Annotated in this window: 18 protein-coding genes; 5 read left to right on the top strand and 13 right to left on the bottom strand. The window is 70.5% G+C overall.

Going from position 1 to position 21,696, the window contains the following annotated elements; all coding sequences use genetic code 11:
• Positions 1–78: 78 nt before the first annotated feature.
• The 6 genes from PGH47_RS15925 to PGH47_RS15900 form a co-directional block, all read right to left on the bottom strand.
• Positions 79–1,851: an IucA/IucC family protein gene (locus PGH47_RS15925; protein ID WP_271663992.1), complete on the bottom strand. Its 1,773-nt coding sequence runs from the start codon at positions 1,849–1,851 to the stop codon at positions 79–81.
• On the bottom strand, positions 1,848–2,387 hold the full coding sequence (locus tag PGH47_RS15920; RefSeq protein WP_271663991.1) for a GNAT family N-acetyltransferase: 540 nt from the start codon (positions 2,385–2,387) through the stop codon (positions 1,848–1,850). The genes PGH47_RS15925 and PGH47_RS15920 overlap by 4 nt, the downstream gene beginning before the upstream one ends.
• Positions 2,384–3,661: a lysine N(6)-hydroxylase/L-ornithine N(5)-oxygenase family protein gene (locus tag PGH47_RS15915; protein ID WP_271663990.1), complete on the bottom strand. Its 1,278-nt coding sequence runs from the start codon at positions 3,659–3,661 to the stop codon at positions 2,384–2,386. Before PGH47_RS15915 ends, PGH47_RS15920 begins: the two co-directional genes overlap by 4 nt.
• On the bottom strand, positions 3,645–5,087 hold the full coding sequence (desA, locus tag PGH47_RS15910) for a lysine decarboxylase DesA (protein WP_271663989.1): 1,443 nt from the start codon (positions 5,085–5,087) through the stop codon (positions 3,645–3,647). The genes PGH47_RS15915 and desA overlap by 17 nt, the downstream gene beginning before the upstream one ends.
• A 187-nt stretch (positions 5,088–5,274) precedes the next feature.
• Positions 5,275–6,129, bottom strand: a complete 855-nt coding sequence (locus tag PGH47_RS15905; protein WP_271663988.1) for a siderophore-interacting protein — start codon at positions 6,127–6,129, stop codon at positions 5,275–5,277.
• Between the two features lie 119 nt (positions 6,130–6,248).
• Positions 6,249–7,295 carry an ABC transporter substrate-binding protein gene (locus tag PGH47_RS15900; protein ID WP_271663987.1) on the bottom strand — a complete coding sequence of 349 codons (1,047 nt, stop codon included), beginning with the start codon at positions 7,293–7,295 and terminating at the stop codon, positions 6,249–6,251.
• Between the two features lie 226 nt (positions 7,296–7,521).
• Between PGH47_RS15900 and PGH47_RS15895 the strand changes: the two genes are divergently transcribed.
• Positions 7,522–8,370, top strand: a complete 849-nt coding sequence (locus PGH47_RS15895) for a hypothetical protein (protein WP_271663986.1) — start codon at positions 7,522–7,524, stop codon at positions 8,368–8,370.
• Positions 8,371–8,386: 16 nt separating this feature from the next.
• Here PGH47_RS15895 and PGH47_RS15890 read toward each other — a convergent pair whose 3' ends face one another.
• From PGH47_RS15890 to PGH47_RS15875, 4 genes are read right to left on the bottom strand one after another with little or no spacing between them, the layout of a single operon-like run.
• On the bottom strand, positions 8,387–9,547 hold the full coding sequence (locus PGH47_RS15890) for an acyl-CoA dehydrogenase family protein (RefSeq protein WP_125528437.1): 1,161 nt from the start codon (positions 9,545–9,547) through the stop codon (positions 8,387–8,389).
• Between the two features lie 6 nt (positions 9,548–9,553).
• On the bottom strand, positions 9,554–10,489 hold the full coding sequence (locus tag PGH47_RS15885) for a hydroxymethylglutaryl-CoA lyase (RefSeq protein ID WP_030944338.1): 936 nt from the start codon (positions 10,487–10,489) through the stop codon (positions 9,554–9,556).
• A complete protein-coding gene (locus PGH47_RS15880; protein WP_271668072.1) occupies positions 10,489–12,414 on the bottom strand; it encodes an acetyl/propionyl/methylcrotonyl-CoA carboxylase subunit alpha in 1,926 nt (641 codons plus the stop codon). Before PGH47_RS15880 ends, PGH47_RS15885 begins: the two co-directional genes overlap by 1 nt.
• 17 nt (positions 12,415–12,431) lie before the next feature.
• Complete coding sequence (locus PGH47_RS15875; RefSeq protein ID WP_271663985.1) at positions 12,432–14,048, bottom strand: carboxyl transferase domain-containing protein; 1,617 nt, start codon at positions 14,046–14,048, stop codon at positions 12,432–12,434.
• 110 nt (positions 14,049–14,158) lie between these two features.
• Here PGH47_RS15875 and PGH47_RS15870 point away from each other — a divergent pair, with 110 nt between their 5' ends.
• The 4 genes from PGH47_RS15870 (at position 14,159) to PGH47_RS15855 (ending at position 17,686) form a co-directional block, all read left to right on the top strand.
• On the top strand, positions 14,159–14,755 hold the full coding sequence (locus PGH47_RS15870) for an SACE_7040 family transcriptional regulator (RefSeq protein WP_030954494.1): 597 nt from the start codon (positions 14,159–14,161) through the stop codon (positions 14,753–14,755).
• Between the two features lie 62 nt (positions 14,756–14,817).
• Positions 14,818–15,459 (top strand): DedA family protein, encoded by a 642-nt coding sequence (locus PGH47_RS15865; protein ID WP_271663984.1) that lies wholly within the window; start codon positions 14,818–14,820, stop codon positions 15,457–15,459.
• A 167-nt stretch (positions 15,460–15,626) separates the two neighbouring features.
• Positions 15,627–16,784, top strand: coding sequence for an acyl-CoA dehydrogenase family protein (locus PGH47_RS15860; protein ID WP_214335612.1), 1,158 nt, complete (start codon positions 15,627–15,629; stop codon positions 16,782–16,784).
• Between the two features lie 35 nt (positions 16,785–16,819).
• Entirely contained in the window at positions 16,820–17,686 is an 867-nt protein-coding gene (locus PGH47_RS15855; RefSeq protein ID WP_271663983.1) for an acyl-CoA thioesterase, read from the top strand.
• A 36-nt stretch (positions 17,687–17,722) separates the two neighbouring features.
• Here the strand turns inward: PGH47_RS15855 and PGH47_RS15850 are convergent, their stop codons facing one another.
• The 3 genes from PGH47_RS15850 to PGH47_RS15840 form a co-directional block, all read right to left on the bottom strand.
• Entirely contained in the window at positions 17,723–18,895 is a 1,173-nt protein-coding gene (locus tag PGH47_RS15850; protein ID WP_271663982.1) for an acyltransferase family protein, read from the bottom strand.
• A gap of 152 nt (positions 18,896–19,047) precedes the next feature.
• The gene (locus PGH47_RS15845) at positions 19,048–19,839 is read right to left on the bottom strand and encodes a phosphatase (RefSeq protein WP_271663981.1); all 792 of its coding nucleotides are present in this window, start codon (positions 19,837–19,839) and stop codon (positions 19,048–19,050) included.
• A gap of 74 nt (positions 19,840–19,913) precedes the next feature.
• Positions 19,914–21,557 (bottom strand): helix-turn-helix domain-containing protein, encoded by a 1,644-nt coding sequence (locus PGH47_RS15840; protein ID WP_271663980.1) that lies wholly within the window; start codon positions 21,555–21,557, stop codon positions 19,914–19,916.
• Between the last annotated feature and the right edge of the window lie 139 nt (positions 21,558–21,696).

The raw sequence follows: 21,696 nt of genomic DNA, 5'->3' as shown, positions 1-21,696 counted from the left end.
CGCTAAAGCCCCTTAGAACGCGCCGACGGGCACCCCGGGGGGACCGTACCCCGGGGTGCCCGTCTGTCTTTCCGGGGCCTACAGGCCCGCTATCGGGTTCTTCAGGTTGCCGACCAACTGGAGGGCGCCCGCCGGGTCCGACAGGTCCACCATCTGCTTGTTGTCGCGCAGCTGGAGGCGGTTGAGGCAGGACAGCGCGAACTCGGGGGCGAACATGTCGTACTGCTTGAACTTGTCGGCGAGTTCGGGCACCGAGTGCTGGTAGTCCCGGGTGACCTCGGCGACCGTGCGCCAGAAGTCGTCCTCCTGAAGGATCCCCTCGGTCGCGAGGTTCGCCGCGAGGAAGCGGAAGAAGCAGTCGAAGACGTCGGTGAAGATCGACAGGAGCTTCTTGTCCTCCGGCACGTCCACGCGCAGCCGCTCGACCGTCGGCGGCAGCACCGCGTCCGGGTCCATGACGGCGATCTCCTCGGCGATGTCCTTGTAGATCGCCCGCTCCACGACACCGTCCTTCAGGACGAGGATGACGTTCTCGCCGTGCGGCATGTACACCAGGTCGTAGGCGTAGAAGCTGTGCAGCAGCGGGGTGAAGTACGCCTTCAGGTAGCGGCGCAGCCACTCCGTCGGCGTCAGACCCGACCGCTCGATCAGCGCGCCCGCGAAGGAGGCGCCCTCGTGGTCGACGTGGACGAGGGAGGCCATGGTCGCCAGTGACTCGCCCTCGCGCAGGGAGGACACCGGGCTCTCGCGCCACAGGGCCGCGAGCATCTTGCGGTACGGCGAGTAGCGGTCCGTCGCGGCCTCGTACTCCAGGTGCCGGTAGCCGACGGCGGCACGCTCGCGGATGATCGACAGACCGGTGGCCCTGAGGACCGGGTCGTTGTCGATGAGCTGCGCCAGCCAGTCGTTGATCGCGGGCGTGGCCTCCATGTAGGCCGCCGAAAGACCGCGCATGAAGCCCATGTTGATGACGGACAGGGCCGTCTTCACATAGTGCTTCTCGGGGCTGGAGGTGTTGAAGAAGGTCCGGATGGACTGCTGGGCCAGGTACTCGTCGTCGCCCTCGCCCAGGCAGACCAGGTACCCGCGGGCGACCTCGGCGGCGAAGGTGACCGTGAGCTTGTTCCACCACTGCCAGGGGTGGACGGGGATGAAGAGGAAGTCGGCCGGGTCGAGGTCCCGCTCGCGCAGGACGCCGTGGAAGCGCTCGACGGTCTTGGTGCCCAGCTCGTCGCGTACGAAGGTCTCGTAGTCGATGCCGACACCGGCCGTGAACGCGGCGCGCGAACGGTGCGCCGCGAGCCACACCAGCCGGATCGGGCTCGCGGCCTCCGGGGCGTACGACAGGTACTCGTGGATGCCGAAGCCGAGCCGTCCGTTGTTCGCGACGAAGCAGGGGTGGCCCTCGGTCATACCGGTCTCGATGGCCTGGAAGCCGGACCCGGCCAGCTCGGCGACCGTGACCTCCGGCTTGGTGAGCTTGTAGCAGGTGCCGGAGAGGGTGGAGGAGATCTCCTCCAGGTAGACCGGCAGGACCTCGTCGCTCAGGCCGAGGGACTTCTGGAGCTCGATGAAGAAGTCCAGGGCGGCGAGCGGGAGTTCGGCCCCGTCCCGGTGCCGGGTGATCGAGTCGGCGTCGACCTGCCAGTGGTCGAGCGCGCGGAGCACCGCGGTGAAGGTGTACCGGGTCAGACCGTCGTCGCTGCGGACGACGTACTCGCCGGCGCCGGTGGACTCCGGCGTGATGAGCCGCTCGTGCGCGAACTCGGCGAGTGCCTTGCGGATCAGGAGGCGGTTGGCCCGCGCCCAGCGGTGGGGGGACAGATGCGCCACGGCGTCGGACAGGGTCATACGGCAACTCCTCGGGCGGCCAGGAAGTCCTCACGCGTGCAGAAGCTGAGCAGCGCGCGCTTCTCCGGCTTGTCGATCTCGCGGACGGGAACAAAGCCGACGGCCTCGTTCAGCGCGTGTACGGCCTTGTTGCCGACGTCGGGCTCCACCACGACCCGGCGGGTGCGAGGGTCGGCGAACAGCTCGTCCATGACGGCGGTGATGACCGCCTTGGTGAAGCCGTGGATCGGCCGGTCGGTCGGCGCGACCAGGAAGTGCATGCCCACGTCACCGGGCTCGGGCTCGTACAGGCCGACCAGCTCCACGTACCGGGGGTCGTAGCTCTCCATCAGGAAGGCCGGTTCGCCGTCGTGCAGGCCGAGGAAGGCGTGGTGGTGCTCATGGGCCGCGATGCGCATGTACTCGCGCTCGACGTCCTGGAGTTTCGCGTCCTGCATCATCCAGAAGGCGGCCTTGGGGTCGGTGACCCAGCGGTGCAGCAGCTCGGCGTCCTTGAGCGGGTCGAGCGCGCGGATGGTGAACGTGCCGATGGTCATACCGAGAACTCCTGGAACGCGATCGTCTTCTCGACCGGGTAGTACTCGGTGCCGAGCAGCTCGCGGATGATGTACGCGTTCCGGTACGGGCCCATCCCGAGGTCCGGGCTGGTGATGCTGTGGGTGTGGACGCCGGCGTTCTGGAGGAAGACGCCGCGGCCGGTGACGTCGACGGCGTAGTTGCGGGCGACGTCGAAGTTGCCGTGGGAGTCGTAGACCAGGCGGTCGCGCACCGGCTTCAGGAACTCCGGCTCGGCGTACCGGTAGCCGGTGGCCAGGACCAGGCCCTGGGAGTCGAGCTCGAAGTCCTTCCCCTGCTCCTCCTGGCGGAAGGACAGCGTGTACGTGCCGTTCTCGTACCGCGCGCCGTTCAGCGAGGAGTTGGTGAGCAGTCGCGTCGGGACCGGGCCGCCGAGGTTCTTCTGGTAGAGCAGGTCGAAGATCTCGTTGATCAGGTCGCCGTCGATGCCCTTGAACAGGCCCTTCTGCTCGGCGGTGAGCCGGTAGCGGGTCGCCTCGGGCAGCTCGCGGAAGTAGTCGACGTACTCCGGGGAGGTCATCTCCAGCGTGAGCTTGGTGTACTCCAGCGGGAAGAACCGCGGGGAGCGGGTGACCCAGTTCAGCCGGTAGCCGTGGACGTCGATCTCGCTGAGCAGGTCGTAGTAGATCTCGGCCGCGGACTGCCCGGAGCCGACCAGCGTGATCGACTCCTTCTTCTGCAGCTCCGCCTTGTGCTGGAGATAGCGGGAGTTGTGCAGGAAGTCGCCGCCGAGCCCCCGGCAGGACTCGGGTATGTGGGGCGGGGTGCCCGTGCCCAGGACGAGGTGGCGGGCACGGTACGTGTCACCCGCGGTCGTCGTCACGAGGTACAGGCCGTCCTCGTACGTCACCTCGGCGACCGTCGTGCCGAAGCGGATGCTGCTCAGCTTGCCGGCGGCCCAGCGGCAGTAGTCGTCGTACTCGACCCGCAGCGGGTAGAAGTTCTCGCGGATGTAGAACGAGTACAACCGGCCCTTCTCCTTCAGGTAGTTCAGGAAGGAGTACGGCGAGGTCGGGTCGGCCAGGGTGACCAGGTCCGACATGAACGGGGTCTGGAGGTGGGCGCCGTCCAGGAACATGCCCGCGTGCCACTCGAAGTCGGGCTTCGACTCCAGGAAGACACCGTCGAGCTCGTCGATCGGCTCGGTCAGGCAGGCGAGGCCGAGGTTGAACGGGCCGAGCCCGATCCCCACGAAGTCATGGGTCTTGGTCGGGTTTTCAGGACGCGCGGTCAAGGGACTCTCCCAGGTACTGCTCGGCGTGGCCGGCGATCAGGTCGAGGACGGCGGCGATGTCCTCGGCCGTCGTCTCGGGGTTGAGCAAGGTGAACTTCAGGTAGTGGCGGCCCTGGACCTTCGTGCCCGCGACCACCGCGTCGCCGGAGGCGAACAGGGCCTTGCGGGCGTACAGGTTGGCGCGGTCGATCTCGGCCGGGTCGGTGACGGCGGCCGGGATGTAGCGGAAGACGAGGGTGGAGAGCGTGGGCTCCACGACCACGTCGAAGCGCGGGTCGGCGGCCAGCAGCTGCCAGCCCTCGACGGCCAGGTCGCAGACCTCGTCGAAGAGCTGCCCGATGCCGTCGGCGCCCATCGTGCGCAGGGTCATCCACAGCTTGAGGGCGTCGAACCGGCGGGTGGTCTGGAGGGACTTGTCGACCTGGTTGGGGATGCGCTCCTGCACCATGCGCTTCGGGTTGAGGTACTCCGCGTGGTACGTGGCGTGGCGCAGCGTCGAGGCGTCGCGGACCAGCACGGCGGACGAACTCACCGGCTGGAAGAAGGACTTGTGGTAGTCGACGGTGACCGAGTCGGCGCGCTCGATGCCGTCGATGCGGCCCCGGTACTTCACGGAGGCGAGCAGACCGCAGCCGTAGGCGGCGTCGACGTGCATCCAGGTGCCGAACTGCTCGCACAGCTCGGCGATCTCCGGCAGGGGGTCGATGGAGCCGAAGTCGGTGGTGCCGGCGGTGGCGACGACCGCCATGGGGACGAGGCCGTCCTTCCTGCAGCGCTCCAGCTCATGGGCGAGCGCGACGGTCTGCATCCGCTTGTCGTGGCCGACGGGGATCGACACGACGGCGTCCTGGCTCAGGCCGAGCAGTTTCGCCGACTTCTTCACGCTGAAGTGGCTGACCTCGGAGGCGAAGATGCGCAGTTTCGCGAACGAGTCGGACTTGGCCTCCTCGCGCGCCAGCAGCAGCGCCTGGAGGTTGGACTGCGTGCCGCCCGAGGTGAACACACCGTCGGCGTTCTCGCCGAGGCCTATTCGGGCCGTCGTCCAGTCGATGAGCTTGCGCTCGATGAGGGTGCCGCCGGCCGACTGGTCCCAGGTGTCCAGGGAGGAGTTGACGGCGGAGAGGATCGCCTCGCCGAGCACGGCCGGGATGACGACCGGGCAGTTGAGGTGGGCGAGATAGCGGGGGTGGTGGAAGTAGATCGCGTCCCGGAGGTAGACGTCCTCCAGCTCGTCGAGCACCGCGGCGGTGTCGAGCAGCGGCTTGTCGAGGTCGATCGCGTCGATGGCGGGGGCGAGGGCGTCGACGGTGACACCGGTGAACGGACGGTCGGTGGCGGCGAGTTTGGCTGCCACCCGCTCTATACCTTCGGTCACGGAGCTGCGGTACCGCTCCGCGGTCGTGTCATTGAGCAGGTGCGAGCGCATGGGGAGGTCCTCCGGTGGGGACGGGCCGTGAGTGCGGGGTGCCGTGCGGGGGTGCCGTGCAGGGGGGTGGCTCGGCGTTTAACTTAGGTTAGCCTAACCTAAGTTCCTTTGGATCAAGGTGGCATCGAGGGTGACTACGATCACTTACGCCGCGGTAGCCGCCCGATTGCCTTGCATTCAGTGGCAGTTACGCCTGCTCGCGCAGCTGCTCCTCGTTGAACCCCTGCCGCCAGTACCCCACGAAGGTGACCCGGCGCCGGTCCACCCCGCGCTCCCCGACGAAGTGCCGGCGCAGCGCCTTCACGCACCCCGACTCGCCCGCGATCCAGACGTACGGGTGCTCGGCGGCCGGGAGTCCGGCGTCCCGGATGACGTCGAGGGCCATGGGGGACCCCTCGGCGGGTGCGCCCTCCTGGACGAGCCAGGTGATCTCGGCGTCGGCCTCGGTCGGGAGGTCCTGGATGTCCCCGGCGTCGTGGACCTCCAGCCACACCCGCGCACGGGTGCCGGCGGGCAGCGTCTCGAGGATGGCGGAGACGGCGGGAACGGCGGTGTCGTCGCCCCAGATCACCACCAGGTCGGTGTCCTGGGGCGGCCGGAACCGGATCGCCCGGTTGTCGGCGACGGCGGGGCCGAGCAGCAGGACCCGGTCCCCGGCGGCGGCCCGGGAGGCCCAGCGGGAGGCGGGGCCGGCCGGGGTGGCGGCGCCGGGCTCGATGCCGTGCAGGACGAAGTCGATGTCGATCTCGTCGGGGTTCCGGCGCAGCGCCCGCAGCGTGTAGGACCGCATCACGGCCCGTACGTCGTCCGGCAGTTCACGCCACCCCTGCCACCATCCGTCACCGAGCTCGATCGGCACCCGCGGCTCGGTCTGCCCCGGGTGCGGCAGGAACAGCGACAGGGACTGGTCGCAGCCGTCGGAGAAGAAGTGCCTCAGGTCCTCCCCGGCGAAGGAGACCCGCACCAGAGACGGCCCGAGCCGCCTCGTCCGTACGACCTGGAGAGAGAAGAAGCGGAACGGGGCGGCTATGGCGGTGGTCATGGGGGGGGGAGCAACTCCTGAATCGACGTCAGGGAATCCGACCTTTTTAGGGGCGCGGGGAACTGCGCGACCAGTCACAGCGGACCCGCAGTCGCCCCGCAATCCCAAGTGGCCCTTGTCTAGGCGACCTTCTTGGCCTTCTCGATGGCCTCGGCCAGGCTCGTCAGCAGCGGCGTGCACTTGGCGTACGACAGAATCGGCTCGGGCGAACGGGCGATAACCTGCCCGGCCTTGACCGCCGGCAGCTTCTTCCAGGTCGCCTCGGTGATGTCCTTCGGCTGAATCGTCGAGGTGCGGTCGTCCATCATGATGATGTCGGCCGGGTACTTGTCGACGTTCTCCCAGCTGAGGCTCTCGAACCAGCCGCCGCCCTCCTTCTTGGCGCTCTCCGGCGGCTCCACGAAGTTCACGCCGAGGGCCTTGAAGTACTCCAGGTCGATGGAGAGGTTGGTGCCGGAGACGTAGAAGATGTCCTGGCTGGCGGAACCGGCCATCACCTTGATCTCGGGGCGCGACTTGGCGGCCTTGCGCAGGCGCTCGGCGGCGGCCTCGAAGTCCTTCTTGGACTGGGCGGCCTTGTCGGCCTTCAGGTCCGCGCCGAGGGACTCGGCCAGCTCCCACATCCGCTCCAGCGGCTGGGTGATCTGGCGGTCGTAGACGGAGACGGCGGCGCTCGGCGCGAGCTTGGCGATCTTGTCCTTGGACGCCTCGGGGACGTACCAGAGGGTGCCGGCGCTGTCGAAGGTCGTGGAGATGAGGACCTCGGGGGCGAACGCCGCGTACTGCTCGACGTTGAACTGGTCCCAGACGTTGCCGAAGACCGTCAGCTTGCTGACGTCCATGTCGCCGGCCTGGACGTCGGCCTTGCCGTCCTGTGTCTTGGTCGGGCCGAAGACGCCCTTGACCTCGATGCCGTAGTCGAACAGGGCGGCGGCGACGCCGACGAAGGCGACGATCTTCGTCGGGACCTTGTCGAGCTTCACCGTGGTGCCGCGGTCGTCCTTGAACGTCCAGGGGCCGGACTTGGCAGCGGTCGTGGCGTCGTCGGAGCCACCGCTTTTCCCGTCGTCGTCCCCGCACGCTGCCAGCACGGCCCCGAGGCCGAGGGCGCCGCCGGCGGCGAGGATGCCGCGGCGGGTGAGGTGGGTGGCACTGGCGTTGGGCATGGGTACGCTGCTTTCGAACAGGGCGGATCACCCGCCGGACAATTCGAAGGTAGGTTAGCCTAACCTGAGCTGATGTCCAGGGGTGGGGGCCTTGTGATCGAAAGCTGGGAGTCCGCTGTGGGTTGGGCTGCTGGGGGTGGCCGATGGCAACTCCCTTGCATTGGGCGTCTGTTGGCGTGCTGTGGCCGCCTCACCCCGATCGGGTCCGCCGAGGGCGAGGGCTGTGATGGATGACGAGACACCCAGCATGGACGTGACCGTCTGGGCCACGCTCGACGAACAGGCCGCTGCGCCCCGCGGGGACCTCGGCGTCCACTGGTTCCGGACCGCGATCGACTTCTTCTTCTCGAGCGAGGCGGAAGAGAGGGAGAACGCCGACTCGTACGCAGGTGTCACCGAGTCGATCAGTGGCGGGCGGACGACCCGGGTCAGGGACGTCCGGGAGAACTGGCCGGCGCTCGCCGACGCGTTGCGTGCCCACCCCTTCTACGCGAAGGTCGGTTTCTACGAGGCGTCGGCGAACGTTGACGAATGGGTCGAGGAGTACGGGCGCATCGAGGGCCGGCACGAAGGCCGCGGCGGTACGCACACCGAGCTGTCCGCGGCTCTCCGGGCCGGCGAGCGGATCGGCGACCCGGACTTCTGCGCACGCCTCTTCGACTTCCTGGCGGTGGCCCTCGACGGGGCCGACCCGGTTTTCGCGCGTGTCGATCACCTGAACTTCCACGACAAGCCCGACCTGGAGGTGGCTCTGCGACGGAGCCGCCGCAAGTGTCTCCGCGAGTCCCGCACCTACCTGCGTGGCTACTCGTGGGTCACCGGTGTGCCCGGCGAACTCGCCTCCCGGCTCGGCGGCGCCCCGCGTCTCACGAGCACAGGGGCCTTCCACGCCGTACGGGAACTGCGCTGCGGCGGCCTGCTGGTGCAGGCGACCGAGACACTCGCCGGCTACGACGACCGGGCGATGCACCGGGTGTTCACGGCTCTGGCACCGGTACTGGCGCCGGGCATCCCCGAGGAAGACCCCGCCCGCGAGAACCTCCGAATCGTCTTCGAGGACGCGAGCGGGGCCTGAGGGGTCGCTCTGGGACTCAGCCCACCAGCCCCAGTTCGCGGGCGATCAGCATGCGCTGCACCTCACTCGTGCCCTCGCCGATCTCCAGGATCTTGGAGTCGCGCCACATGCGGGCGACCGGGTACTCGTTCATGAAGCCGTAGCCGCCGTGGATCTGGGTGGCGTCACGGGCGTTGTCCACGGCGACCGTCGACGAGTGGAGCTTCGCCAGGGCCGCCTCCTTCTTGAAGGGCTCGCCCGAGACGAGGCGGCTGGCCGCGTCGCGCCAGGCGAGGCGGGCCGTGTGGGCCTTCATCTCCATGTCGGCGATCTTGAACTGGATGGCCTGGTTGGCGCCGATCGGGCGGCCGAAGGCGTGGCGTTCCTTGGCGTACTTGACCGACTCGTCCACACAGCCCTGCGCCAGGCCCGTGCCGAGCGCCGCGATGGCGATCCGGCCCTCGTCCAGGATGCGCAGGAACTGGGCGTACCCACGGCCCTCCTCGCCCAGCAGGTTCGCCGCCGGGACGCGGACGTCCTGGAAGGACAGCTCACGGGTGTCCGAGGCGTTCCAGCCGACCTTGGAGTACGGGGCGGCGACCGTGAAGCCGGGGGTGCCGGACGGGACGATGATCGACGAGATCAGCGGCTTGCCGTCGGGCTTGCGGCCGGTCACCGCCGTGACCGTGACCAGGCCCGTGATGTCCGTACCGGAGTTGGTGATGAAGCACTTGGTGCCGTTGATCACCCACTCGTCGGTCGACTCGTCGAGACGCGCCGTGGTGCGCGTCGCGCCCGCGTCGGAGCCGCCGTCGGGCTCGGTGAGGCCGAAGGCGCCGAGGATCTCGCCCGCGCACAGGCGGGGCAGCCACTCGCGCTTCTGCTCCTCCGTGCCGAAGAGGTGGATCGGCATCGCGCCCAGCGAGACGCCCGCCTCCAGCGTGATGGCGACCGAGGAGTCCACCCGGGCCAGCTCCTCCAGCGCGATGCCAAGCGCCAGATAGTCGCCGCCCATGCCGCCGTGCTCCTCGGGGAACGGCAGTCCGAACAGGCCCATGCGGCCCATCTCCCGGACGATCTCGTACGGGAACTCATGACGCTCGTAGAAGTCGCCGATCTTCGGCGCCACGACGTCGTGGGCGAACGCCTCCACCGTACGGCGGAGTTCCTCCAGTTCGGGGGAGAGACGGTGGTTCATGGCTGTTCACTGCTCCTTGTGGGAGAGGGCTCGTACGGTGCGGGACGGGCTGGGTCGGCCCAGTTGTTCGGCCATCCACGCGCTCGTGGCGACGAGGCGGTCGAGGTCGACTCCGGTGTCGATGCCGAGACCCCGCAGCATCCACACGAGGTCTTCCGTGGCGAGGTTTCCGGTGGCGGACTTGGCGTACGGGCAGCCGCCCAGGCCGCCGGCCGAGGCGTCGACGGTCGTGACGCCGTGTTCCAGGGCCGCGTAGGTGTTCGCGAGCGCCTGGCCGTAGGTGTCGTGGAAGTGCACGCCGATGACGTTCGTCGGCACGCCCTCCTCGTTCAGGAGGGAGAGGAGTTCGAGCACATGGCCCGGGGTCGCGACGCCGATGGTGTCGCCGAGGCTCAGCTCGTCGCAGCCCATCGCGACGAGCGCCTTGCAGACCCGGGCGACCTGGTGGAGCGGGACCGCGCCCTCCCAGGGGTCGCCGAAGCACATCGACACATAGCCGCGGACGTGCAGGCCCTCGTCCTTGGCGCGGCGCACCACCGGGTCGAAGACGCCCAGCGACTCGTCCAGGGTCCGGTTGAGGTTGGCCTTGGCGAAGGACTCCGTGGCGCTCGCGAAGACGGCGATCCGGCGGGCGCCCAGGTCCAGGGCGCGGTCCAGGCCGCGCGCGTTGGGGACCAGGACGGGCAGGTGCACGCCCGCCAGCCCGGAGACGCGCGGGAACAGGTCCTCGGCGTCGGCGAGTTGCGGCACCCACTTCGGGTGCACGAAGCTCGTCGCCTCGATCGTGGTCAGCCCCGCGTCGGCGAGCCGGCGCACGAACTCCGCCTTGACCTCGGTCGGCACGGTCGACTTCTCGTTCTGCAGGCCGTCGCGCGCGCCGACCTCGTGGATGCGGACCCGGGCGGGCAGGTCCGCGGCCGGCACCGTCATGGGCAGCGTCATCAGTCCTCCTCCACCGGGGTGATGACCGCCAGGACCTGGTCCATGGCGACCGTCGCGCCGGGTGTGACGTCCAGTTCGGCGACCGTGCCGGCGTGCGGGGCGGAGATGACGTGCTCCATCTTCATCGCCTCGACCACCAGCAGACTCTGACCTGCGGTCACCTCGTCCCCGACGGCGACCTTCACCACCGTCACCGTCCCGGGCATGGGCGCGGTGAGCGAGTCGGCGCCCGCGTGGGCGGCCCCGGTGAGGGAGGCGGCCACCGGGTCGTGGTCGCGCACGTGCCAGCCGTCGCCGTCCCGGCCCAGCCAGTCGGCGGCGCGGTGGAAGGTGTGGCGTACGCCGTCGAGGGTCACGGACACGCCGTCGTCCGTCACGTCGGCGGAGCCGCGCGGGGCGTACTCCACCGGGTCCTGGGCGCGCAGATGGAAGCTCACGGGCCGCGCGGTGCCGCCGAGCCGCCAGCCGCTGGGCACCGAGAACGGGTCCGTCCAGCCGTCGCCCGCCGGCCGCAGCGCGTCGAGCCGTACGGCCGCCGCCGCCTCGTACACCTCGTCGGGTACGTCAGTGGCGACCAGGTCGTCCACCACACGCTCGACCAGGCCGGTGTCCAACTCGCCCGCCACGACCGCCGGATGCGCCAGCAGCCGCCGCAGGAACCCGGCGTTGGTCTGCACGCCCAGCGTGACCGTCCCGGCGAGCGCCGCCCTGAGCTTCCTGAGCGCGGTCGCGCGGTCGGGGCCGTACGCGATCACCTTGGACAGCATCGGGTCGTACAGGCTGCCGACCTCGGTGCCCTCGCTGAGCCCGGAGTCCGTGCGGACGCCGTCGCCCTGGGGCTCGCGCAGCCTGAGGACCGTGCCGCCGGACGGCAGGAACCCGCGCGCGGGGTCCTCCGCGCAGATCCGGGCCTCGATCGCGTGGCCGGTGAGCGTCACGTCGTCCTGCCCGAAGCCCAGCCGTTCGCCCGCCGCCACCCGCAGCTGCCACTCCACGAGGTCGAGGCCGGTGATGAGCTCGGTGACGGGGTGCTCCACCTGGAGGCGGGTGTTCATCTCCATGAAGTAGTAGGAGGAGGGGTCGCCGCCGGGCACGATGAACTCCACCGTGCCCGCGCCCCGGTAGCCGCAGGAGCGGGCCGCCTGCACGGCCGCCTCGCCCATCCCCGCGCGCGTGGCCTCGTCGAGGAGCACACTGGGCGCCTCCTCGATGATCTTCTGGTGCCGGCGCTGGAGGGAGCACTCGCGCTCGCCGAGGTGCACGACGTTGCCGTGGCCGTCGGCCAGCACCTGGATCTCGATGTGCCGGGGCCGGTCCACCCACCGCTCGACGAGGAGCGTGTCGTCGCCGAAGGAGGCACGGGCCTCGCGGCGGGCGGCGGCGATCTCCTCGGCCAGCCGCGCCTCGTCCCGCACCAGCCGCATGCCCTTGCCGCCACCGCCGGCGGACGGCTTGAGCAGCACCGGCATGCCGATCTCACGTGCGGCGTCCGCGAGTTCGGCGTCGGTGAGGCCGCTGCCGCTGGAGCCGGGCACGACCGGCACGCCGGCCGCCTTCACCGTCTCCTTGGCGCGGATCTTGTCGCCCATCAGGGAGATCGCGTCGGCGCTCGGCCCGATGAAGACGAGCCCCGCGTCGGCGCACGCGCGCGCGAAGTCGGCGTTCTCCGCGAGGAAGCCGTAGCCGGGGTGGACCGCCTGGGCGCCGGTGCGGGCGGCGGCCTCCAGGAGGCGCTCCACGGACAGATAGCTCTCGGACGCCGGGGCCGGACCGATCCGTACCGCGGTGTCGGCCTCCCGGACGTGCCGGGCGTCGGCGTCCGCGTCGGAGAAGACGGCCACCGAGCGCACGCCCATCGAGCGCAGGGTGCGGATCACGCGGACGGCGATCTCGCCCCGGTTGGCCACGAGGACGGTTTCGAACATGCTCATCAAGGTCCCCCTCACATCCGGAAGACGCCGAACTGGGGGTCACCCAGGGGCGCGTTGCCGCAGGCGGTCAGTGCCAGGCCCAGCACCTGCCGGGTCTCCATCGGGTCGATGACGCCGTCGTCCCAGAGGCGGGCGGTGGCGTAGTAGGCGTTGCCCTGGCGTTCGTACTGCTCCCGGACGGGCGCCTTGAAGGACTCCTCGGCCTCCGCGGGCCAGTCCTCGCCGCGCGCCTCCAACTGGTCGCGCTTGACGGTCGCGAGGACCGAGGCGGCCTGTTCGCCCCCCATGACGGAGATCTTGGCGTTGGGCCACATCCACAGGAAGCGGGGTGAGTACGCCCGCCCGCACATGGAGTAGTTCCCCGCGCCGTACGAGCCGCCGACGACGACCGTCAGCTTCGGCACGCGCGTGCAGGCGACCGCCGTCACCATCTTGGCGCCGTGCTTGGCGATGCCGCCGGCCTCGTAGTCCTTGCCGACCATGAACCCGGAGATGTTCTGCAGGAAGACCAGCGGGATGCCGCGCTGGTCGCACAGCTCGATGAAGTGGGCGCCCTTCTGGGCGGACTCGGAGAACAGGATGCCGTTGTTGGCGACGATGCCGACCGGGTGGCCGTGGATCCGGGCGAAGCCGGTGACCAGGGTCTGCCCGAACTCGGACTTGAACTCCGAGAAGCGGGAGCCGTCGACCACGCGCGCGATGATCTCGCGCACGTCGTAGGGGGTGCGGGAGTCGACGGGGACGGCGCCGTAGAGGCCGTAGGGGTCGACCTTCGGTTCCGCGGCGGGCACCACCTCCCAGGGGAGGGTCCGGCGCGAGGGGAGGGTGGCGACGATGTTGCGCACGATCCGCAGCGCGTGCGCGTCGTCCTCCGCGAGGTGGTCGGTCACGCCGGACACCCGCGAGTGGACCTCGCCGCCGCCGAGCTCCTCCGCGGTGACGACCTCGCCGGTCGCGGCCTTCACCAGCGGGGGACCGCCGAGGAAGATCGTGCCCTGGCCCCGGACGATGACGGCCTCGTCGCTCATGGCGGGGACGTAGGCGCCGCCCGCGGTGCACGAGCCGAGGACGGCCGCGATCTGCGGGATGCCCGCACCCGACATCCGGGCCTGGTTGTAGAAGATCCGCCCGAAGTGCTCCCGGTCCGGGAAGACCTCGTCCTGCATCGGCAGGAAGGCGCCGCCCGAGTCGACCAGGTACAGGCACGGCAGCCGGTTCTCCAGGGCCACCTCCTGCGCGCGCAGGTGCTTCTTCACGGTCATCGGGTAGTACGTGCCGCCCTTGACGGTGGCGTCATTGGCGACGATCACGCACTCGCGCCCGCTGACCCGCCCGATGCCGGCGATGACGCCGGCGGCCGGGGCCTGCCCGTCGTACATCCCGTCGGCGGCGAGGGGAGCGAGCTCAAGGAAGGGCGATCCGGGGTCGAGGAGGGTGTCCACCCGGTCCCGCGGCAGCAGCTTGCCGCGTGCGGTGTGCCGGGCGCGGGCCTTCTCGCCGCCGCCGAGCCGGGCCGCGGCGAGTTTGCCGCGCAGCTCCTCGCCGAGCGCCCGGTGGGCCTCCTCGTTGGACCGAAAGGCCTCCGACGCGGGATCTGCCGCGCTGTGGAGCTCCGGTGCCTCATGCATCCTGCGGTCCCCTCACCCAGTGATCGACTGTTCATGAGCGACTGGTTAATGAGCGTTAACCATTTCCTTCAGGTTAACGACCGCTAACCTCCCTGTCTAGAATTGCTCGCATGGCCACCAGAACCGACGCCCCGACCCGCCGCGAACAGATCCTCAAGGAGGCCGCGCGGCTCTTCGCCGAGCGCGGGTTCCACGGCGTCGGAGTCGACGAGATAGGCGCCGCCGTGGGCATCAGCGGCCCCGGTCTCTACCGGCACTTCGCCGGCAAGGACGCGATGCTCGCCGAGCTGCTGGTCGGCATCAGCGGTCAGCTGCTGACGGGCGCGAAGCGGCGCCTGGCGGAGGCCGACGGGGTGCCGGCCGAGGCGGTCCTCGACTCCCTCATCGAGGGCCACATCGACTTCGCCCTCGACGACCGCCCCCTGATCACCCTGCACGACCGCGAGCTGGACCGCCTGCGCGACAGCGACCGCAAGCTCGTGCGCCAGCTCCAGCGGCAGTACGTCGAGCTGTGGGTGGAGGTGGTCCGCGAGGTCTACCCGGGCCTGACCGAACCGACGGCCCGCTCCGCCGTGCACTCGGTCTTCGGCCTGCTCAACTCGACACCGCACCTGGGCCGGCCGGGGGCGCTCCCGGGCCGGGGCGTCACGGCGGTGCTGTTGCACCGGATGGCGCGGGGGGCGTTCGGGGCGGCCGGGGCGGAGTGAGGCGGGAGGGCGTGCGCCCTTCTTCATGCCGCCTTTAGGTCAAGACTTCGTAAAGTGGCGGCATGATCTTTGCTGCTGAGGCCGAGGCGCCGGTCGGTGGAGTGGCCGGCTGGGCCGCCGACCTCATGGAGACGCTGGGCGGCCCGGGTGCCGGACTGGCCATCGCCCTGGAGAACCTCTTTCCGCCGCTGCCGAGCGAGGTGATCCTGCCGCTGGCGGGGTTCACCGCGAGCCAGGGCCGGATGGACGTGTTCGCCGCGATCGCGTGGACTACCGCGGGTTCGGTGGTGGGCGCGCTGGCGCTGTATCTGCTCGGCGCGCTCTTCGGGCGGGACCGGGTGATCGCGGCGGCGGCCCGGCTGCCGCTGGTGAAGGTCGCGGACGTGGAGCGGACCGAGGCGTGGTTCGTCCGGCACGGCACCAAGGCCGTCTTCTTCGGCCGCTTCGTGCCCATCTTCCGCAGCCTGATCTCGATACCGGCCGGCGTCGAACGCATGCGGCTGCCGGTCTTCCTCGCCCTCACCGCGGCCGGCAGTCTCATCTGGAACACCGCCTTCATCGCCGGCGGCTACGCCCTCGGTGCACGCTGGCGCGAGGTCACCGACGTGGTCGGCCTCTACTCCAAGGTGATCCTGGCGGCCGTGGCGGTCGCGGCCCTGGCCTTCGTGGCCGCACGGCTGCTCCGCACACGCCTGCGAGCGTGACGAGCGTTACTGACCTTGACCTCTGGACGCCTGTGGATACTCGCCGGTACGGTTGAGTGAGCAAGCGCTTAGCCATGGGACCGCAGCCATCAATTGAGCAACCCCTACGGCGAGCAACCAGGTACGCGAGAGCGGCGCCGGTTTAGGCGCAGAGAAGGGTGGCGGCGGTGCGCCGTACGGTGTTCAGTGAGGATCACGAGGCGTTCCGGGAGACCATCCGCGCCTTCATCGAGGCCGAGGTCGTGCCGGTCTACGACGAGTGGTTCGCGGCGGGCCAGGCGCCCCGCGACTTCTACTACAAGCTCGCCGAGCTGGGCGTCTTCGGCATCCGCGTCGACGAGGAGTTCGGCGGCGCCGGCATCGACTCGTACAAGTTCGAGGCGGTGATGTACGAGGAGACCGCCCGCGCCGGTGTGCAGTTCGGCGGCTCCGGCGTGCACGTGCTGCTCGGCCTGCCGTACATCAAGATGCTCGCCAGCGACGAGCAGAAGAAGCGCTTCCTGCCGAAGTTCGTCTCCGGCGAGGAGATGTGGGCGCTCGCGATGACCGAGCCGGGCACCGGCTCCGACCTCGCGGGCATGAAGACCACCGCCAAGCTCTCCGAGGACGGCACGCACTACGTCCTCAACGGCTCCAAGACCTTCATCACCGGTGGCGTGCACGCCGACCGCGTGATCGTCTGCGCCCGCACCGACGCCCCCAGCGCCGAGGACCGCCGCCACGGCATCTCCCTGTTCGCCGTCGACACCAAGTCCGAGGGCTACTCCATCGGCCGCAAGCTGGACAAGCTGGGCCTGCGCACCTCCGACACCGCCGAGCTCGCCTTCGTCGACGTCAAGGTGCCCGTCGAGGACCTCCTCGGCGAGGAGAACAAGGGCTTCTACTACCTCGGCCACAACCTGGCCTCCGAGCGCTGGGGCATCGCCTTCGGCGCCTACGCGCAGGCCAAGGCCGCCGTGCGGTTCGCCCAGCAGTACGTCACCGAGCGCACCGTCTTCGGCAAGCCCGTCGCCGCCTTCCAGAACACCAAGTTCGAGCTGGCCGCCTGCCAGGCCGAGGTGGACGCGGCCGAGGCCGTCGCCGACCGCGCCCTGGAGGCCCTGGACGCCGGTGAGCTGACCCCCGCCGAGGCCGCCTCCGCGAAGCTCTTCTGCACCGAGGTCGCCCACCGGGTGATCGACCGCTGCCTCCAGCTGCACGGCGGCTACGGCTTCATGAACGAGTACCCGATCGCTCGCCTGTACGCGGACAACCGCGTCAACCGCATCTACGGCGGCACCAGCGAGATCATGAAGTCGATCATCGCGAAGGACATGGGCCTCTAAGGCTCCTGACATCCCCTGCCAGTAGAAAAGGTGCCATGAACGAGGCACTTCAGGACCTCCTCGATCTGCTCGACCTGGAGCAGATCGAGGAGGACATCTTCCGTGGCCAGTCCCGGTCCGCCGTCGTCCCCCGGGTCTTCGGCGGGCAGGTCGCGGCCCAGGCGCTCGTAGCCGCCGGCCGCACGGTGCCCGCGGACCGGCCCGCCCACTCCCTGCACGCGTACTTCCTGCGCATGGGGGACCCGGGCGCGCCCATCGTCTACAACGTCGACCGGATGCGCGACGGCCGCTCCTTCACCACCCGCCGCGTGGTCGCCGTCCAGCACGGCAAGCCGATCTTCGCGCTGTCGGCGTCCTTCCAGACGTACGAGGAGGGCCTGGACCACCAGACCCCGATGCCCCCCTCACCCGACCCGGAGTCGCTGCCCACCTCCCAGGAGCGCCTGCGCGGGTACGACCACCTCGACGCGGGGGTCGTGGAGCGGTTCCTGGAGGCACGCCAGGCGGTCGACCTGCGCTATGTCGACGAGCCGCCGTACGGAAAGTTCGGCGAGCCGCGCGAGCCGCACTCCCAGGTCTGGTTCCGCACCAACGGCAAGCTCGCCGACGACCCGCTCCTGCACGTCGTGCTCGCCACGTACGTCTCCGACATGACCCTCCTCGACTCCGTCCTGCTCGCGCACGGCAGGGGCGGCTGGGCGGTCGGGGACGTGGTCGGCGCCTCGCTGGACCACGCGATGTGGTTCCACCGGCCCTTCCGGGCCGACGAGTGGCTGCTGTACGACCAGGAGTCGCCGTCGGCGTTCGGCGGGCGCGGGCTCGGCCAGGCGCGGATCTACACACAGGACGGGCGGCTCGCGGTGTCCGTGATCCAGGAGGGCGTGGTCCGCGTCCCACGCTGAACACGCCGAGCGCCGGGGCCCGCCGGCCCCGGCACCTCAGGCCCGCGTCGCGTTCCGCAGCCGGGCGAACGACGTGTCCAGACCGCGCTTGATCAGCCTCGCCGCCGGGCGCTCCACGCACCGGTGCACCAGCCAACTCAGCACCAGGAACACCGCGATCACCACGGCGACCAGCAGCCGCGGGTCCATCGTGTCCCGCAGCCGGCTGATCAGGACCGTGCCGGCGAGGTAGTGCGTCAGATACAGCGGATACGTCAGCGCCCCGGCGGTGACCAGCCACTTCCAGCGGATCCCGTCCGTGTACCCGAGCGCGACGGCGACCATGAACAGCAGGAACGCCGTGTAGATCAGCGCGCTGCCGCGCCAGCCCGAGACGTGCTCGACCGATTCGATCCGGCGCCCCAGCTCCACCTGCGCCATCAGCCAGGACATGGTCAGCATGCCCCACAGCAGCAGGTCCTGGCCGAAGCGGTACATCAGGTACAGCACCAGACCGGCGATGAAGAACCAGGCCGCGACCGGGTTCACGATCAGGATCATCAGGCGCAGCTCGGAGACCGGCGCGAGCATCGCGGCGGTGCCCCAGACGCAGCAGAACACCACGACTCTGCGGTAGGTGAGCCCCATGGCGACGACCACGAGGAAGAGCAGGTAGAACCGCAGCTCCGTCCACAGGGTCCAGTAGACGCCGTCGACGTGCGGCGAGGCCGAACCGGACTGGAGCATCGTGAGGTTGAGCAGGATGTCCCGCATCCGCAGGCGCTCCCACACCCCCGGCAGGGCCACGACGACGGCCGTGGTGAAGAGGACGGCGAACCAGTACGCCGGATAGAGCCGGATGACCCGGGAGACGAAGAACTGCCGTGGGGTGCGGCCCCAGCACGACATGCAGATCACGAAGCCGCTGATGACGAAGAAGACCTCGACGCCGATCCAGCCGTAGGCGGAGAAGTGGAACACCGTGGGCATGATCTCGGACACCGGGCGGTCCCAGACGGGGTTGCCGGGCCGGTCGAGCCGGTCGGTGCCCGTGTAGTGGTGCACCGCCACCAGCAGCGCGGCGAGCAGCCGTACACCGTCGATGACGTACAGCCGGCGGCCCTCCCGGGCGGGCGCCGTCTCGGTCGGCGGGGGGAGCGGCTGCGAGGGCACGCGTATCGCGCCCGGCGCCCGCAGCAGAGCCGTGTGTCCAGTATCAAGTCCGCGCATCAGCAACATCCGTTCCCCTGAGAAACTCCGTCACTTCTGTTTCCGGTTGAACAGACAGAGACGTGTCTCAGGGGGATGTGTGCAGGGACGCGACCTCCACGAAGAAATCCGGCAGCGTTCGCCGAGATTTCAACGTGGGCCGGTACAACCCCCTACTCGGCCAGGCCGGCCTCGCGCAGCAGATAGGCGGTCATCGGGTCGTAGTGGCGGGGGCTGACGACGTGGTCGTCCAGCGGCACCACGACCTGCACCGTGCCCTCCGACTCCGCGAGGAACAGCGCCGGGTCGTTGCAGTCGGCGTAGCCGACGGAGTCCACGCCGTGCTGGCCGGCGTATCCCGCCCAGCCGTGGTCGGCCACGACGAGGTCGGGCAGCGGACGTCCCTCGCGCTCAAGGCCCTTGAGGATGGCCTTCATGGGCTCGCCGGAGTGGGTGTGCCAGAGGGTGGCGCCGTGTTCGAGGACCGCGACGTCCGCGAACTGCATGACGTAGCCCTCGTCGGTCTGGAGGCCCTCGGGAATGACGACGATCTCGCAGCCGGCGCCGCGCAGCGCGTCGGCCGTCGCGCGGTGCACGTCCAGCAGGCCGCCCGGGTGGCCGGTCGCGAACAGGACCCGCTGGCCGCCGTCCGCGGCCTTGCGCAGCCGGGCCGCCATGCGCTCCAGCGCGGCCACGGTCAGCTCGGGGTCGATGGTGTCCTGGCCGTGCCGGTGCTCGGCGTCGTCGTTCACGCCGACGCGCTCCGCCATCACCGCGAGCACGTCCTGCTCGTCGGTCCAGCGTTCGCCGAGCTCCAGGCCGAGCCAGTAGTGGCGGTCGCCGTTCGCCAGCTTGCGGTAGTGGGAGAGGTTGTTCTCGCGGGGAGTGGCGACGTCGCCCGCGATACGGGTTCTGACGAGGTGGTCGACGAGCTCGGCGCGGCTGGGTGTCCCGGGTATCGGCATGGTTCCCATTGTGAGGCAGACAACTACGGGAACGGCCGCGTCCGGGGTGCGTGCGACGCGGGTCACTGTGTGGATCACCGCTCGCCGTGCCGCAGGGCGAACCACAGCTCCATGCGTACGTCCGGGTCGTCCAGGTCCGTGCCGAGCAGTGCCGCGCAGCGGGCGACGCGCTGGCGGACGGTGTTGCGGTGCACGGCGAGGGCCACGGCCGTGCGGTCCCAGCTGCCGTGCAGCGAGAGCCAGGTGCGCAGCGTCTCGGCGAGGGGCGGGGTGAGGGGCGCGAGCAGTGCGCGGGCGTGAGCCTCGGCCTCGCCGGGGGAGAGCAGGTCGGTGAGGGCCGGGCGGTGGGTGCCGTGCCGGTGCAGGGGCGCCCGGGTGGCCCGCGCGCGGGACAGGGCACGGGCCGCCTGGGTGTCGGCGGCCGGCCAGTCGCGCGCGGTCGCGGGGGCGCTGACGCCCAGGGTCCAGCCGGGCTGCGGGGCGGGTTCGCGGTCGGCCGGGACGAGGACGCGTACGACGTCCCGGGCGAGGTCGACCAGCGGGGAGCCGAGGGCGGCGCCCAGTGCGGCGGCCGCGACGGGGTCGCAGGGCTGGGCGTCGGGGCTGCCGTGCACCACGAGCCAGCCGCCGCTGCCCAGCAGCGGGGCCACCTCCTCCGGCTCGGCGCCCAGCAGCAGCCGCACGAGCGCGGAGGAGCGGGCCGCGCCGGAGCCGCTCTGGTGCTCGCCGGTGAGAAGGGAGAGCAGCACCGCCGCCACGGAGGCGATGGTGTGGTCGCCGGTGTCCCGGTGCGGGGCGGCGACACCGAGGACGAAGCCCTGGCCCGCGCCGAGGGCATAGGCGGCGAGGTGGGTGCCGGCGGCGGTGTCGGTGGCGGAGGTGGGCGTCCCGGGGCCCGAGGGGCGTACGACCGCCGCGAGCCCGGCCAGCGCCCCACGCACCACGTCCCCCGGCTTGCGCCCGGCAGCCGTGATTTCGGCCGCCCACCCGGCAGCCGTGGCTTCGGCGGCCCGCCCGGCAGCCGCGATTTCGGCGGCCCGCCCGGCAGCCGTGGCTTCGGCCGCCCGCCCGGCCGCCGTGGCTTCGGCCGCCCGCCCGGCGGACGCGGCTTCCTGCCCGTGCCCGTCCGGCGCGCGTCCCGCCGAGGCGCTCTCCGCGCCCTCCGGCCCGTACAGCACCGCCCAACCGCCCACCCGCTGGGCCAGTTGACGCAGTACCGCTCGCACCGGATCCGGGCGGGAGGCCGCGGCCGCCAGGCTCTGCTGGGCCTCCGTCACCCGGCGCAGTTCGGCATGGCGGGCCTGGGCCATGAGCTGCCAGACCGCGCGGGCCACGCCGGAGAACGTGGTCTGCGGCGGGACCTCCAGCAGGGGCAGCTCGTAGGTGTCGCAGGCCTCCACCAGGGCGCGCGGCACCGTGTCGTGCACCGGGGCCAGGCCGAAGCCGAGAGCGGCGCCGCCCGCCGCGACGATCCGCGACACGTAGTCGTCGAAGTACGTCCCCGACCCCACCGCCTCCGGAACGTGCACCCCGGCCGACAGCAGCAGCTCCCCGCCCAGCAGATAGGGGTACGGATCGGCCATCTCCGAGGTGTGCGCCCAGTGGATCACCGTGTTCGTGTCCTTCGGGCCGGCGATCTGGCGCAGGCCCAGATCCTCACGGGCCAGGAGCGCCGACAGCGCTACGGGTGGGGTGGGCGGAACAGCGGGATCCGGCATGGGACGTTTCCTACACTCGCGCAGTCTCGGATGGATGAAACGTACACTTCGCAGTCACTTTCCGGCCACCTACTGTCGTTCCAGACCGGCAGCCGCGGGTACGGGCGGATGTCCCCGCGAGCCGCTGCCGACCGTCCCC

This window comes from Streptomyces sp. HUAS 31, from assembly GCF_028198125.1.
In the GTDB taxonomy this organism is placed as follows: Bacteria; Actinomycetota; Actinomycetes; order Streptomycetales; family Streptomycetaceae; genus Streptomyces; species Streptomyces chartreusis.
This window is presented reverse-complemented; position numbering and strand designations above follow the sequence as displayed.

Coding starts and splice junctions, on each gene's coding strand:
- PGH47_RS15925 (WP_271663992.1), bottom strand. CDS start 1,851: ATGACCCTGTCCGACGCCGTGGCGCATCTGTCCCCCCACCGCTGGGCG.
- PGH47_RS15880 (WP_271668072.1), bottom strand. CDS start 12,414: ATGTTCGAAACCGTCCTCGTGGCCAACCGGGGCGAGATCGCCGTCCGC.
- PGH47_RS15905 (WP_271663988.1), bottom strand. CDS start 6,129: ATGACCACCGCCATAGCCGCCCCGTTCCGCTTCTTCTCTCTCCAGGTC.
- PGH47_RS15850 (WP_271663982.1), bottom strand. CDS start 18,895: ATGCGCGGACTTGATACTGGACACACGGCTCTGCTGCGGGCGCCGGGC.
- desA (WP_271663989.1), bottom strand. CDS start 5,087: ATGCGCTCGCACCTGCTCAATGACACGACCGCGGAGCGGTACCGCAGC.
- PGH47_RS15865 (WP_271663984.1), top strand. CDS start 14,818: ATGATCTTTGCTGCTGAGGCCGAGGCGCCGGTCGGTGGAGTGGCCGGC.
- PGH47_RS15895 (WP_271663986.1), top strand. CDS start 7,522: ATGGATGACGAGACACCCAGCATGGACGTGACCGTCTGGGCCACGCTC.
- PGH47_RS15845 (WP_271663981.1), bottom strand. CDS start 19,839: ATGCCGATACCCGGGACACCCAGCCGCGCCGAGCTCGTCGACCACCTC.
- PGH47_RS15840 (WP_271663980.1), bottom strand. CDS start 21,557: ATGCCGGATCCCGCTGTTCCGCCCACCCCACCCGTAGCGCTGTCGGCG.
- PGH47_RS15885 (WP_030944338.1), bottom strand. CDS start 10,489: ATGACGCTGCCCATGACGGTGCCGGCCGCGGACCTGCCCGCCCGGGTC.
- PGH47_RS15875 (WP_271663985.1), bottom strand. CDS start 14,048: ATGCATGAGGCACCGGAGCTCCACAGCGCGGCAGATCCCGCGTCGGAG.
- PGH47_RS15870 (WP_030954494.1), top strand. CDS start 14,159: ATGGCCACCAGAACCGACGCCCCGACCCGCCGCGAACAGATCCTCAAG.
- PGH47_RS15855 (WP_271663983.1), top strand. CDS start 16,820: ATGAACGAGGCACTTCAGGACCTCCTCGATCTGCTCGACCTGGAGCAG.
- PGH47_RS15900 (WP_271663987.1), bottom strand. CDS start 7,295: ATGCCCAACGCCAGTGCCACCCACCTCACCCGCCGCGGCATCCTCGCC.
- PGH47_RS15890 (WP_125528437.1), bottom strand. CDS start 9,547: ATGAACCACCGTCTCTCCCCCGAACTGGAGGAACTCCGCCGTACGGTG.
- PGH47_RS15920 (WP_271663991.1), bottom strand. CDS start 2,387: ATGACCATCGGCACGTTCACCATCCGCGCGCTCGACCCGCTCAAGGAC.